The sequence below is a fragment of the Koromonas humicola genome (assembly GCF_059726255.1).
In genome coordinates, this window is the sequence record NZ_AP040873.1 from 1387542 (window position 1) to 1400336 (window position 12795).

10 protein-coding genes and 1 tRNA gene are annotated in these 12795 nt (G+C 57.1%); 7 read left to right on the top strand and 4 right to left on the bottom strand.

The window, feature by feature from the left end:
* The first annotated feature begins 314 nt into the window (after nt 1-314).
* Entirely contained in the window at nt 315-1457 is a 1143-nt protein-coding gene (locus AC6IZD_RS06020; protein ID WP_497786781.1) for a citrate synthase, read from the top strand.
* A gap of 70 nt (nt 1458-1527) precedes the next feature.
* Here the strand turns inward: AC6IZD_RS06020 and AC6IZD_RS06025 are convergent, their stop codons facing one another.
* A complete protein-coding gene (locus AC6IZD_RS06025) occupies nt 1528-1830 on the bottom strand; it encodes a hypothetical protein (protein ID WP_497786782.1) in 303 nt (100 codons plus the stop codon).
* A gap of 63 nt (nt 1831-1893) precedes the next feature.
* Here AC6IZD_RS06025 and AC6IZD_RS06030 point away from each other — a divergent pair, with 63 nt between their 5' ends.
* Both AC6IZD_RS06030 and mnmA read left to right on the top strand, forming a co-directional pair.
* Nucleotides 1894-3051 (top strand): cysteine desulfurase family protein, encoded by a 1158-nt coding sequence (locus AC6IZD_RS06030; RefSeq protein WP_497786783.1) that lies wholly within the window; start codon nt 1894-1896, stop codon nt 3049-3051.
* A gap of 12 nt (nt 3052-3063) precedes the next feature.
* The gene (mnmA, locus tag AC6IZD_RS06035; RefSeq protein ID WP_497786784.1) at nt 3064-4191 is read left to right on the top strand and encodes a tRNA 2-thiouridine(34) synthase MnmA; all 1128 of its coding nucleotides are present in this window, start codon (nt 3064-3066) and stop codon (nt 4189-4191) included.
* Nucleotides 4192-4347: 156 nt separating this feature from the next.
* On the opposite strand, the gene AC6IZD_RS06040 is transcribed toward mnmA, so the two are convergent.
* Both AC6IZD_RS06040 and AC6IZD_RS06045 read right to left on the bottom strand, forming a co-directional pair.
* The gene (locus AC6IZD_RS06040; RefSeq protein ID WP_497786785.1) at nt 4348-5277 is read right to left on the bottom strand and encodes a DUF6328 family protein; all 930 of its coding nucleotides are present in this window, start codon (nt 5275-5277) and stop codon (nt 4348-4350) included.
* Between the two features lie 2 nt (nt 5278-5279).
* Nucleotides 5280-5840: an inorganic diphosphatase gene (locus AC6IZD_RS06045; RefSeq protein WP_497786786.1), complete on the bottom strand. Its 561-nt coding sequence runs from the start codon at nt 5838-5840 to the stop codon at nt 5280-5282.
* A 208-nt stretch (nt 5841-6048) separates the two neighbouring features.
* On the opposite strand from AC6IZD_RS06045, the gene AC6IZD_RS06050 reads away from it, so the two are divergent.
* The 4 genes from AC6IZD_RS06050 to AC6IZD_RS06065 all read left to right on the top strand — a co-directional run bounded on the left by AC6IZD_RS06050 (nt 6049) and on the right by AC6IZD_RS06065 (nt 11596).
* Complete coding sequence (locus AC6IZD_RS06050) at nt 6049-8142, top strand: FG-GAP repeat domain-containing protein (protein ID WP_497786787.1); 2094 nt, start codon at nt 6049-6051, stop codon at nt 8140-8142.
* A gap of 153 nt (nt 8143-8295) precedes the next feature.
* Nucleotides 8296-9978, top strand: coding sequence for a urocanate hydratase (hutU, locus tag AC6IZD_RS06055; protein ID WP_497786788.1), 1683 nt, complete (start codon nt 8296-8298; stop codon nt 9976-9978).
* A gap of 5 nt (nt 9979-9983) precedes the next feature.
* Nucleotides 9984-11288, top strand: a complete 1305-nt coding sequence (gene hutI / locus AC6IZD_RS06060; protein WP_497786789.1) for an imidazolonepropionase — start codon at nt 9984-9986, stop codon at nt 11286-11288.
* 232 nt (nt 11289-11520) lie between these two features.
* A tRNA-Phe gene (locus AC6IZD_RS06065) sits at nt 11521-11596 on the top strand.
* A 126-nt stretch (nt 11597-11722) separates the two neighbouring features.
* Here AC6IZD_RS06065 and AC6IZD_RS06070 read toward each other — a convergent pair.
* Entirely contained in the window at nt 11723-12760 is a 1038-nt protein-coding gene (locus AC6IZD_RS06070; protein ID WP_497786790.1) for a YncE family protein, read from the bottom strand.
* Nucleotides 12761-12795 lie beyond the last annotated feature (35 nt).

A 12795-nucleotide genomic window follows, 5' to 3' on the forward strand; every position in this document is an offset into this window, starting at 1 on the left:
TGCGGGGGCGTGAGGCAAACGAGAGGCCCAGGCGTGGCTTGGTGAGCGCTGAGCAAACAAGTTTGTTCACCAGAACTGAGGATTGAAGCTTTATTCATTTGAGGTGAGAACGACCTGCTCGGCACCAACATCTAAGTTACGTGTATAGTTTTACGAAAACGGGAAGGTTAGGTAAGAAAGCTTATGTAATAGAAGGTCGTTCGAGGCGCTTTGATCATCTATGGTCTGTGGGGACCCGTAGATGCCTGACCGCCGGAGTTTCCCGCCGGACCGTTATTCCGCAAGTTTTGATTCCTGAGTGCTGAGAGGGGCAGATGTCCACGACTACTACTACGCAAAATCGGGGTCTCGAAGATGTCATTGCAGGCGTCTCGTCCATTTGCTACATCGATGGCGAGAATGGAGTTCTAGCGTATCGTGGGATTGACATTCACGAGCTCGCAGACTACGCCACGTATGAGGAAGTTACGTACCTGCTATGGCACGGCAAGCTGCCGACGCGTTCACAGCTCGCAGATTTCGGTCTGCAACTGGCGCGCGAACGGAAGCTGGACGCGCAGATTATCAGCCTTCTGCGTCAGGCTCCGCGACATGCGTTGCCGATGGATGTACTGCGCTCAACTGTGAGCTCGCTGTCGTACTTTGATCCTGAAGAGAAGGTCAACACGAAAGAGGCGAACTATCACAAATCAATTCGCCTGGTCTCGCAGATAGCGATGGTGGTGGCGGCCTATGACAGGATTCGCAAAGGCCTACCGCTGATTGAGCCCGACCGCTCGCTCTCGCACGCAGGAAATTTCCTGCTGATGCTGACAGGGCAGAGGCCGAGCGAGACAGCTATTCGAGCATTGGACATCTCGCTCATCTTGAGTGCGGACCATGAATGGAATGCCTCGACCTTTGCGGCTCGCGTGACTGCGGCGACGCTGAGCGATATGCATTCGGCCATAACGTCGGCAATCGGCGCGTTGAAGGGACCCCTCCACGGTGGCGCGAACGAAGCGGTGTTCAAGCTGCTCATGGAAATCGATGAGAACGGCGCAGATCCGGTCGAATATATCAAGGGGATGCTGGCGCAAAAGGCCAAGGTTCCGGGCTTCGGGCATCGCGTCTACACGACGGAAGATCCGCGTGCGACACACCTGCGGCGCATGTCACGTGATCTCGGGTACTCAAGCGGACAAACGAAGTGGTTCGATTATTCACGTGCAATCGAAGAGTTCATCAACGCTGACAAACATCTGAACGCGAACGTCGACTTCTATTCGGCTTCGACGTACCACACGCTCGGAATTGACGTGGACTTGTTCACGCCATTGTTTGCCGTATCGCGTATCGCGGGCTGGACTGCGCATGTGATGGAGCAACTGGCGGACAACAGGTTGATTCGTCCTCGTGCGGAATATGTCGGGCCTGTTTACCCGGCCAAATGGATTCCGATGGACGAGCGCGGATAACCCTAAGAGCACCTCTGAAGCCCGGTTGTGCCGCTTGCTGATGTCGAGCGGTGCGGCCGGGCTTTTCGATTTAGAAGCGATCAGAATCGTCCCGGTGGTTGCGGCGCGCAATCACGGAGACGACCGCGAGAATCGCACCGCAGGCGAGCAGAATCGCGAAAAGAGCGTGTCCTTCGTTTCCGGGATTCGGTTGCCATTGTCCAGCGTTGCGGGTGATAGCAAGGTCCCCGAGATAGGCGACTGTCGCAATGAACAGCAGGAACAAAGCCCAGAAGCAAAGGGCTCCTACGCGATGCCCCGCTGGACGCTTTCGCGGACGCGGCGGCAGCAAGGGAGGAGTCTGAGGCTCGCTGTCTGAGGTACGTTCCGGCATCTGAGTTTCGATGCCCGCTGTAGAGGATTGAGCACTCGCCGAGGGATAAAATAAGAAGCAACGATGCAGCGTATCTACTTTGACAATAATGCGACTACCCCTCTGCTCCCGGAGGTGCTTGCTGCTATGCAGCCCCACTTCATCGAGAGCTTTGGCAACGCGAGTTCCATCCATCAGCAAGGGCAACAAGCGCGAGCCGCAGTGGAGGGTTCACGGGAGCGAGTGGCGGAATTGCTTGCGGCGCGTCCCAGCGAGATTGTATTCACCAGTGGCGGAACGGAGAGTGACAACCTGGCGCTGTTCGGGATGGTGGGGCCGGGGGATCACGTGATCACCTCGACTATTGAGCATCATGCAGTCCTGAATGCCTGCAAGCGGCTGGAGGAAGCGGGAGCAACAGTCACGTATGTGAATTGCGACTCGGACGGGGTGGTGCAGCCCGAGGCTATAAGACAAGCGTTGAGGCCGGAGACGAAGCTGATTTCCGTGATGATGGCCAACAACGAAACGGGAGCGCTGCAGAAAGTGGAGGAGATTGGCAGAATCGCGAAAGAGGCGGATGTCTATTTCCACACGGACGCGGTGCAGGCAGCAGCGAAGGTCGCGATCGATGTAGAGAAGATTGGGTGCGATCTGCTGTCCATGGCGGCGCACAAGATGCACGGTCCGCAGGGTGTCGGAGTGCTGTATGTAAGACGCGGGACGCTGCTGAATTCGCGGCAAGTAGGTGGCAGGCACGAACGAGGACGCCGGGCCGGGACAGAAAATCTGGCGGGCATTGTGGGGTTGGGAAAGGCTGCTGAACTTGCGACGGAGTGGCTCGCGAGTGGTGGTCCGGAGCGGATGGCGCGGTTGAGAGACAGGCTGGAACAGGGGATTTCTAGCGCTGTGCCGGGAGTGCGTGTGAACAGCGCGAACGCAGATCGGGTTCCGAACACCTCAAATGTGCTGATCGATGGCATCGAGGGTGAGGGCTTCGTCATAGCCATGGACCTGAAAGGCATCTCGGTTTCGACCGGGGCGGCTTGTTCCTCGGGCGCGATTGAAGCGTCTCATGTGCTGACCGCGATGGGACTGACCGGGGATGATGCGAGAGGATCACTACGATTCAGCCTTGGCAAGCAGAACACAGAAAAAGAAGTGGACGAAGTGCTGTCGAGAGTTCCAGAGGTAGTGGCGAAGCTAAGAGAAATGAGTCCGGCGTGGGCGGGACGTCAATAATTGGGGAATCCAGTGGACGAGACGTTAACAGAAAAGAAGACGGTCGCGGTGGCGATGAGCGGCGGGGTGGATTCCTCGACCGTAGCGGCCATGATGGTGCGCGACGGCTACAAAGTGATCGGGCTGACAATGCAGTTGTGGAATCAGCGTAGGTTGCCGCAGGCGAATCCGGGAGGAGAGCCGCAGGCGGGCCGGTGCTGCTCGCTGGACGACGTGTATGACGCGAGGTCGGTGGCGCAGCGGCTGGGGATTCCGTATTACGTTGTGAATCAGGAAAATCGTTTTGAGCGCGATGTGGTGCGTCCATTTGTGGAGGACTATCTCTCGGGAAGGACGCCGATTCCGTGCTCGCTCTGCAACAATCATCTGAAGTTCGATCAACTGCTCAGGACGGCGCGCTCGGTAGGGGCGGAAATGATCGCCACGGGGCACTATGCGCGGAACGAGTGGGATGAGCTCCGGGGACGGTGGATATTGAAGCGTCCGACGGACAGGGCGAAAGATCAGACGTACTTCCTGTTTGGGCTGACGCAGGAGCAGTTGAGTAGGACGCTGTTTCCGGTGGGAGAGATGTGCAAGCCCGAAGTGCGCGAAGAGGCAAGGCAGCAGGGCTTGACTGTGCTGGCGGAAAAGCCGGACTCGCAGGAGATCTGCTTCGTTCCGGGTGGGGACTACAAGACTTTCCTCGACGCTTACATGGAAGAGCAGGGCGAGCAGATGCCGGATCTCTCGGGTGAGATGGTGACCACGACTGGCGAGGTGATCGGCAGGCACGAGGGGATTCACAATTTCACGATTGGGCAGCGAAAGGGATTGGGTATCGCAAAGGGAACGCCGCTGTACGTGGTGGAGATTCGCGGAGACCGCAATCAGGTGGTGGTCGGAGATGCGGACGCGTTGATGTCGAAGTCTCTGCGGGCTAAGAAAATGAACTGGATTTCTGTGGCGAAACTTGAAGGACCAATGCGGGTGCAAGCGAAGATTCGGCATCGGCATCAGGCGGCCTGGGCAACGGTCGAACGGGTGGGCGAGGATGAGGTACTGGTGACGTTCGATGAACCACAGCGGTCGGTAACTCCGGGGCAGGCAGTGGTGATGTACGACGGGGACGAAGTCGTGGGCGGAGGGTGGATCGAGTAGGCGAGAGGAGGTCCTTCGCTGCGCTCGGAATGACACTTCAAAACCAAGAACAACACCAAGACCAAAACCAAGAACTAGGAAGTTGCTTCGCGCTTCTTTGTTAGATCCACATAAGCTTGCCAACAGAGGCAAGCTTATGTGGGGCACCCGCGGTGCTTAGGTATGGTTCTGCTTAGCGCGACGCAAGAGGCTGGCTCCGAACCAGAGGGCGTAGCAGGCGAGGAGCAATGCTCCGGAGAGAGCACAGGAGAGCGGCAGAGAGCCGGTGACTTTTCGGAATACCACCAGTAGGTCGCCAGAAATTCCCGGGGCTAGGAAGACTAGGGCGGCGAGAAGCAGGGCGCTCGCAACAGTGTGGAAGTGTTCGGTTTCTTCGCCGGATTCAGCGAGGCGGTGGTAGGCCGCAGGCGCGATGAGCAGAACAATGGCAACTGTGCTGGCCATGAGGCTCGCGAAATGCACCCACTGCGAAGAGCGCGGCAATTTTTCGAACCCTTCCGTGAAGATAATTGAGAACTGAAAGCCTAAAAAAGCCTGTGCCCCAGGAAGCGCCATTCGGCACTCGATGAGAACCTCTTTGATTCTTTTGCTCAGGTCTGATTCGTCGGGATTGCGTTGTTGCTGTTCTTGCGTGAGCTGGCGGCGAGTTTCGTCGCGCTTGGTGCTGTCGTAGCGAAGCAGACCTCCGTACCAGGCAATCAGGGCCAAAATGAAGACGAACACGCTGATCACGGCGCTATGTGGAGCGCGGAATGCAAGACTCGCGGAGTAGAAGCTGAACCCAAGTCCTGCGGCGAAGGGAAGCAGCCCCCAATCGAGTACACGGGTACTGAACCTGTGGATCGTTTCGGTTTCGGCTCCATGTTCGGCTATTTGGTGAAATGCTGCGGGCCAGATAAGCCATCCCAAACCAGCGGACATAAGGAGCAGAGCTGTGATTTCGCTGACTTGGGCCGCGGGGGAGATACGATCAAAGTTCTTTTCGAAACAAATCCGATAGCTGAATCCGATTAGGACCTGGCCTCCGAGGAGGAGCATTCGCCCCTCGTTGAGTACGTTTTCAATGCGGTCGCTCAGGGCGGGCATGATCAGGCGGCAGTCCTCTGGGTTTCGATCTGCCGACGAGCTTCGTCGGGGCCTTTGAGTCCGAGGACGCGGAAGGTGCGGCCTTCGAGTCTGTGGTAGTTGACGAAGAACTCTCCGATCTCCTTAACGAGCTGCTTGGGAATTTCCTTGACGTGCCGCAACTCGGAATACATGTGGCTGCGCGATTCGACGGCAATGAGACGGTCGTTGCGCTGCTTCTGACCGTTCTCTTCCTGCTCTCCTTCAATGACGCCAATGAGCCGACACTGAATCATGCATCCGGGGAATGCCGGTTCTTCCATCAAGACAAGCACATCGAGTGGGTCGCCATCTTCGCCCTGAGTTCGGGGAACAAAGCCGAAATCGTAAGGCAGGGACATGCCTGCGGGAAGAACGTGCTTGAGGGTGAATATCTCGTTTTCAGGATCAAAGGCGTACTTGTTGCGACTGCCCTTGGGGGTCTCGACGATGACTCGAACGAACTCGTCTCGTTTGCTGAGTGGCTTGAGAGTTGTCGGATTGGCAAGCCCGCCACCATTTCTGTTGTTCTGTTTCTTGGCCATGAAGCCTCGCTTGTAACCGCACTGTAATAATCGAGGCGTTAAGGACGTTAGGAGTTGTGTGGCCGAGCGATTGATGAGGGGCAGTGTGTCTGACGTGCTGCATTCGTGGCAGCAACACAGCCGTGACGCTTGGGCGATCTACTCGTATCTGCAATCACTGTGATCGGCCTCTGTGGGGAGCAAAATCGCCGCGCACGGGGGTGATCTCATGATTCGCATTCTCAGGCACTTCGGCTATCGCGTATTCGTATCCTGTTGTGGCGTGCTGCTTACGCTGGCGATATTGGACTCAGCTCTCCACGCGCAATCGTTCTCAATGCAGAGGATCGCGGTCCCGAGTGGTCCGGAAGACGTGATTGCCGTTGACCTGAACCACGATTTTCTTCCTGATCTGGTTGTTCTCCACCGCGCTGCGGCACTTGTATCGGTGCACCTGAACTTGGGTGGTGGGAACTTTGCGGCAGCAGCGACGTATCCGACTCCGGCTGGGCCGATCTCTCTGGATGCTGTTGATGTGGACCTCGATGGGAATCTCGACCTGATCATTGGCTCGTCGTCGATGGCGGCGTTCTCTGTGTATCAGGGGAATGGAAATGGATCTTTCCTGCCGCATCGTGATTACGATGTCGCGGGCTGGTCGTCGTGGCTGTCAGTTGATGGGAACCAAGGTTACGCCCGAGACCCGATATCTACAGATGTGCTTAGCACGAGTATCGACCAGGTTTCCCTCGCCTTTGGACGACCGCGAGATACGACGTTTGTCGGTGGGAGTCTGGTCTATCAATGGACGGGGCAGGGAAAGCTGACCCACGGAATCTATGCTGATTTCAATAACGACGGCGGTATGGACATAGTTTTCGCTCAGTGCTGCGGTACAGGATCCGTACCAAAGACAACGTTGTATCTGATGAAGGGAACTCCGGGAGTGGCATTTCAGTTCAGCCCGCCCGTCAAAGTAGCGGTGCTCAATCAGGTGCAGTCACTTGTATTGGCCGACATTCGGCAGAACGGCAATCAGGGCATGCTGGCTACATTTAATGGGTGCAGCGGAACCAGTTGTCAGGGTGTAATGCTATTGATCGGACTGGGAAACGGAACCTTTCAGCAGACTTTGCTCGAGGTTCCAGCAAGCAAATTCGATACCCCACGCAGCCCTCAATTGATTGACTACAACGGTGACGGGCTGAACGATATTGCCGTGCTGGCGCATCATCGAGTGACAACTGACGGCAGCGCTCCGCATGATGCTGTTCTGATCTGGACGGCTAATCCCGACGGCACTTACAAGGCATTCACGGAAATCAATCTGGGAACCAATGGACTCGATGCGACCTCCACGGCGAATAGTTTGCGAGCAGTAGACGTAAATGGGGATGGCAGAATTGATCTAGTGGCAGCGGACCCGATGAGGAACTCGATCACGGTTCTAACGAACAAAACACCGCAGTCAGCTTCGTGCTTGACTCGGGTCGATGGACCCTCTGTCGTGAGTTGCAGACCGCTTGATGGAGCGCTGGTGGATGCAACAGATCTGAGAGTGAATTGTGCAGCCGACTCATGGCAAACGATTACGGGCTGCAACGCCTACATTGATGGCGTGTTGATGTACCGGACAAACGGCGCGACGTTCGATCAGAAGTTCGTGATTCCGTCTGGCAAGCATGTTGTCACGGTGCGCGCGTGGGACAGTTCTGGGCGGTACATCACTACGATGAAACGAATGACGCTCTTCAACCACTACGTGGCGATCTGCCCGCCGGGACGGACGGAGACTGTGAATTTTTGTGTGCCTGCGCGCGACGGGACCGCGATTTCTCCAGTCCGTGTGCTTGCGACTGGAAGTTCGAATAATGTGGTCACGGCCACAAACATCTACATCGACAACGTTCTAAGGTTTGTCGGCGGGATGTTCGTCGATAATCGCTTTGCGCTTACGAACGGAACTCATCGGATAGTCGCGCAGTCCTGGAACCGCAACGGCGCGTATTTCCTCAGTTCGAGAACGGTAAATGTCACTTCCCAGGGGTGCCCGGCTGGTCCGTTAATGAGTGTCAATGTGTGTATGCCTGCAAACGGGAGTACGTTGAGTTCTCCGGTGCATGTTGAGGCGGTGGCAAGTTCCGATCACGCGATCACTGGTTGGCGAATGTATTTGAATGGCACCAGCATATTTGCTTCGTTTGACAAGCAGCTAAGCACCGACATCGTGCTGCCAAGAGGAACACAAACTATGGTGATAAAGGCGTGGGATAGCGCGGGGCGGGTTGTGGGCACTGTGAATCGAACTGTGAACATTCAGTAAGCACGGAGTCTGGCCTGAGGCCGAATGGACCGATTCGGCCTCAGCTCCAGATTGTCACCGGCCTTTTGTCCACACACGAATGTTTGCCAACAGGCATGTGCAAGCACTAGGATTTTGCTTTCGCGCTGATAGCTACGGCGCGCGAGGCCCGCTATGTCTACTGAACTCGAATCGGCTGCTCGTACCTACACTCCTATAAAAGCTGCTCGCGGAACAGAGCTCTCCTGCAAAGGTTGGGCGCAGGAAGCCGCGTTGCGAATGCTGATGAACAATCTGGATGAAGAGGTGGCGGAGCGTCCGCGCGACCTGGTGGTGTATGGCGGGACGGGCAGGGCGGCGCGCAATTGGGAATGCTATGACGCAATCGTGCGCTCGTTGAAGTCTCTGGAAAACGATGAGACGCTGCTGGTGCAGTCGGGAAAGCCGGTGGGAATTTTCCGCACGCATGACTATGCGCCGAGAGTGTTGCTGTGCAATTCGAACCTGGTGGGGCACTGGTCGAACTGGGAGAAGTTCAACGAACTGGAGCGCGCGGGGCTGATGGCCTATGGGCAGATGACCGCTGGATCGTGGATCTACATCGGCTCGCAGGGGATTATCCAGGGGACGTATGAGACGTTCATGGCGGCGGCCGAGCAACATTACGGTGGCGATCTTTCGGGCAAGCTGATCGTGAGTGGCGGCATGGGGGGCATGAGTGGGGCCCAGCCGTTGGCGGCGACGATGACCGGAGCGTCGTTCCTGGGCATTGAGGTTGATCCGGAGCGCATTAAGCGCAGGTTGAGAAGCGGCTACTGCGACTTCATGGTGAACTCGCTTGACGAGGCGCTCAGGATTCTGAAGAACGCGATCAGGAAGAAAGAAAACATCTCGGTTGGATTGGTGGGGAACTGTGCAGACGTTATTCCCGAACTGGCCGAGCGCGGCGTGGTGCCGGATATTCTGACCGACCAGACTTCGGCGCACGATCCGCTGAATGGATATGTGCCGAATGGGATGACGCTCGAGGAGGCTTTTGAGCTGAGGGCGCGCGATCCGAAGGGATATGAGCAGAAGTCTCTGGAGTCGATGGTGCGGCACGTGGAAGGAATGCTGCGGCTGCAGAAGATGGGCTCGGTGACATTTGATTACGGGAACAATATACGGACGTTTGCGTTCCAGCAGGGAGTGAAGAACGCGTATGACTTCCCGGGATTTGTGCCGGAGTATATTCGTCCGCTGTTCTGCGAAGGCAAGGGGCCGTTCCGTTGGGTGGCGCTGTCGGGCGATCCGAGGGATATTGCGGTGACGGATGACGTGGTGCTGGAGCTGTTTCCGCAGAACCGCGGGCTGACGAGGTGGATCGATCTGGCGCGGAAGAGGATTCGGCATCAGGGATTGCCGGCGCGGATTTGCTGGCTGGGGTATGGCGAGCGAGCTGAGTTCGGGTTGAGGATCAACGAGTTGGTGAAGCAGGGGAAGATCAAGGCTCCGATCGTGATTGGGCGCGATCATCTGGATTGCGGGTCGGTGGCCTCGCCTTTCCGCGAGACGGAAGCGATGAAGGATGGTACGGACGCGGTCGCGGATTGGCCTTTGCTGAATGCGCTGCTCAACACGGCTTCGGGCGCGTCGTGGGTGTCGATCCACAATGGCGGCGGCGTGGGCATTGGGTATTCACAACACGCTGGGCAGGTGACGGTGGCCGATGGCACGGACGAGATGGCGCGGAGAATCGAACGCGTGCTGACGAACGATCCGGGAATCGGCGTGGTGCGACATGTTGATGCCGGATACGACGAGGCAAAGCAGTTTGCGCAGAAGGCAGGAGTGAAGGTTCCGATGGGAGAGAGGTAGCAAGAATGCCAACTCCCAAGAGGAATGAGAACGAGACACCGAGTAGCGAGCCGAATGTGCTGCTGCATCGCATCTCGCAGCTGGTAACGATGCGTGGTGAGCCGGGCAAGCGGCGCGGTCGTCAGATGCGCGAGATCGGCGTGGTTGCGGACGGCGCGGTGCTGGTGAGAGATGGCAAGATTGTCGCCGTTGGCACCGGGGCTGAGGTGTTGCGCAGTTCGTGGGTGCGAGAGCATCGCAAAGAGCTGATCGAACTGGATTGCCGGGGCAAGGTCGTCGTGCCGGGATTTGTGGACTCGCATACGCATCCGGTCTTTGTAGCGCCGCGGCTGATCGATTTCGAAAAACGCGTTGCCGGGGCGACCTATGACGAGATCGCGAAGGCAGGCGGCGGCATTAGGTCAAGCATCGATGGCGTACGTACGACGAGCGAAGCAACGCTCGCGGACTACGTCATGGGTGCGCTAAGACAGGCGCAGGCGCAGGGAACGACGACGCTTGAGGCGAAGTCCGGCTATGGGCTGGACGCCGCATCGGAAATCAAAAGCCTGAAAGCGATTCGTCGCGCAGCAAGGGAATGGCGCGGAACGATCGTGCCAACGTTCCTCGGAGCGCATGTCCCGCCGCCGGAGTATAAGCAACGTCCGGACGAGTATGTAGAGCTGGTCTGCAAAGAGATTTTGCCGGAAGTGGCGCGGCTGAAACTGGCGCGGTTTGTGGACGTGTTCTGTGAGCAGGGAGCGTTTTCGCTGGCGCAGACGGAGCGGATTCTGCGCGAGGCGGAAAGCTGCGGCTTGGGAACGCGGGTTCACGTGGGACAGTTGACGAACACTCCGCTGGCGACGATCCTGGCGCACACGCCGCTGTCAGTGGATCATTTGGATCATCTAGAGAAGGTCGATGTGGCCGCGCTAGCAGCAGGCGAGACCGTGGCGACGCTGTTGCCGGGAGCGAATTATTTTCTGGCGACGCGGAAGTATCCTCCGGCCCGCAAGCTGATTGATGCGGGGGCGGCGGTGGCGCTGGCGACGGATTACAATCCCGGGACTTCGCCGACGATTAGCATGCCCATGGTGCTTTCGCTGGCTTGTACGCAGATGCGAATGACAGTGGAAGAGGCGCTGACGGCAGCAACGATCAACGGTGCTTGTGCGCTGGGTGTCGATGACCGGAAAGGAAGCGTGGAAGTTGGGAAGGACGCAGATTTTGCGTTCTTCGAACTCGACGATTACCGCGAGATTGCATATTGGTTTGGCACGAACCATTGCGCGGCGGTGATGATGGGTGGGAGGTTTGCGGATCTGGATTGATGCTCGAATCCAGGTTAGCCGCGCAAAGGATGCGCGTCGAACCTGGGGCACCCGTCCGGTTAGGCACCGCGTTGGAAACCGCTTGGGAGCAGAAGCACGCGACGTGGGAGCGGTTATCCACAGTTGAGGTTTGCAGAGGGTGGGGCTGCTGCTATAATCAAATTCGTTCCAGCAAGCAATGTTTCGCTTCTGAGATCCCTTCCGTAAGCACTCATCAAAGTGCGTTCAGGATGGCCAGGTAGCTCAGCTGGTAGAGCAGCGGACTGAAAATCCGCGTGTCGGCGGTTCGATCCCGTCCCTGGCCACCATCAAATCCAATTCAAATCAGATGCGGTTCGCGGCAGATGGCTTCGCATTGTCATTGAGCCATAGTTTGCGCTTCAGGTCAGAGCCTGACTGTGGCGCAAACCGGAGATAGCTGCTTTGAAAGCCAGCTATTGGACCGCTTCGTAGATCTGCATTGTGGCGGCAGGCTTGCCGTCGCGCTGCTCCTCGGGCGTGTAGATTCGGTGTGTCGTTTGATCCACTGCGAGGGAGTGGACTTTCTTTTCGACGGGGAAGTCCTGCAACTTGCGGTAGTGAGTGGGGTCGTCCTGGTGAAAGGTTGAGATTGCTCCGCTGTTGCAGGCTGCATAGATTCGCTGGAGACCCGCGTCGAACTTGATGACATCGGCTCCGGGCGCCATGGGTAGGTAGGCAATGGGTTTGTGGTTTTCGAGGTCGAAGACGGTCATCAGGTTGTTGCCTTCGCAGGCGAGAAAGGCACGGCGGTGCTGGGAATCAATTGCCATGCCGTGATTTTCTTTGCAGTTGCCGACAGGATACTTGGCGAGCACAGTGTCGGTGGAAGGATCGATTTCGGCGATTAGATTTTTGTCCTGCAGATTGACCCAGAGATGTTTGCCGACGGCGTCGTACTGCGGCATCCCGGTTTCACTATCGAATTTGATGGTCTTCACTATCTCATCTCGTAAGACGTCAATGACGACCTCGGCCATGGCTCGCTCATCCGAGATGTACATCTTGTGGAAGGGCGCTGCGTAGGCGATTCCGTCGGGTTTGTCTTCTACTGATAGCTTCTTCGTGATTTTCATCTGTTTAAGGTCGATCACGCCGACCTTGTGTTCGCCCCAATCTGAGGTGTAGGCCTTTTGGACGTCGGGCGCGATTTCAACGGCTTCGATTCCGGGTACGTCGTCGATCGTGTGCAGGACCTCATTGTTTGTGAGCTTGATGACGTACAACTTGCCCGCGCCAAGGTGTGAGGAGAATAGCAGGTTCCGCTCGGGCCAGATGGTGAGATAGTCGAAGCGCTTGCCCGAGGGGCCGGGAAGATTGAAGCTGATGACTTTGCGCAGAACGGGGCTCTGCTCGGCAGCATTAGCCGTACCAATACGAGGGCTGCTAATCACGAGTAAAGCGGTGATTGCGAAGGCGAGAAGCGCGAGGCGTGCGGTGCTGAGTGGTTGCATTTGGAATCTCCTCACGAGATATGTTGCGGTTGGAT

What these genes read in the sequence shown, in the direction of transcription:
- AC6IZD_RS06030 (WP_497786783.1), top strand. Translation starts at nt 1,894, where the DNA reads ATGCAGCGTATCTACTTTGACAATAATGCGACTACCCCTCTGCTCCCG.
- hutU (WP_497786788.1), top strand. Translation starts at nt 8,296, where the DNA reads ATGTCTACTGAACTCGAATCGGCTGCTCGTACCTACACTCCTATAAAA.
- AC6IZD_RS06070 (WP_497786790.1), bottom strand. Translation starts at nt 12,760, where the DNA reads ATGCAACCACTCAGCACCGCACGCCTCGCGCTTCTCGCCTTCGCAATC.
- AC6IZD_RS06045 (WP_497786786.1), bottom strand. Translation starts at nt 5,840, where the DNA reads ATGGCCAAGAAACAGAACAACAGAAATGGTGGCGGGCTTGCCAATCCG.
- hutI (WP_497786789.1), top strand. Translation starts at nt 9,984, where the DNA reads ATGCCAACTCCCAAGAGGAATGAGAACGAGACACCGAGTAGCGAGCCG.
- AC6IZD_RS06040 (WP_497786785.1), bottom strand. Translation starts at nt 5,277, where the DNA reads ATGCCCGCCCTGAGCGACCGCATTGAAAACGTACTCAACGAGGGGCGA.
- AC6IZD_RS06025 (WP_497786782.1), bottom strand. Translation starts at nt 1,830, where the DNA reads ATGCCGGAACGTACCTCAGACAGCGAGCCTCAGACTCCTCCCTTGCTG.
- AC6IZD_RS06020 (WP_497786781.1), top strand. Translation starts at nt 315, where the DNA reads ATGTCCACGACTACTACTACGCAAAATCGGGGTCTCGAAGATGTCATT.
- AC6IZD_RS06050 (WP_497786787.1), top strand. Translation starts at nt 6,049, where the DNA reads ATGATTCGCATTCTCAGGCACTTCGGCTATCGCGTATTCGTATCCTGT.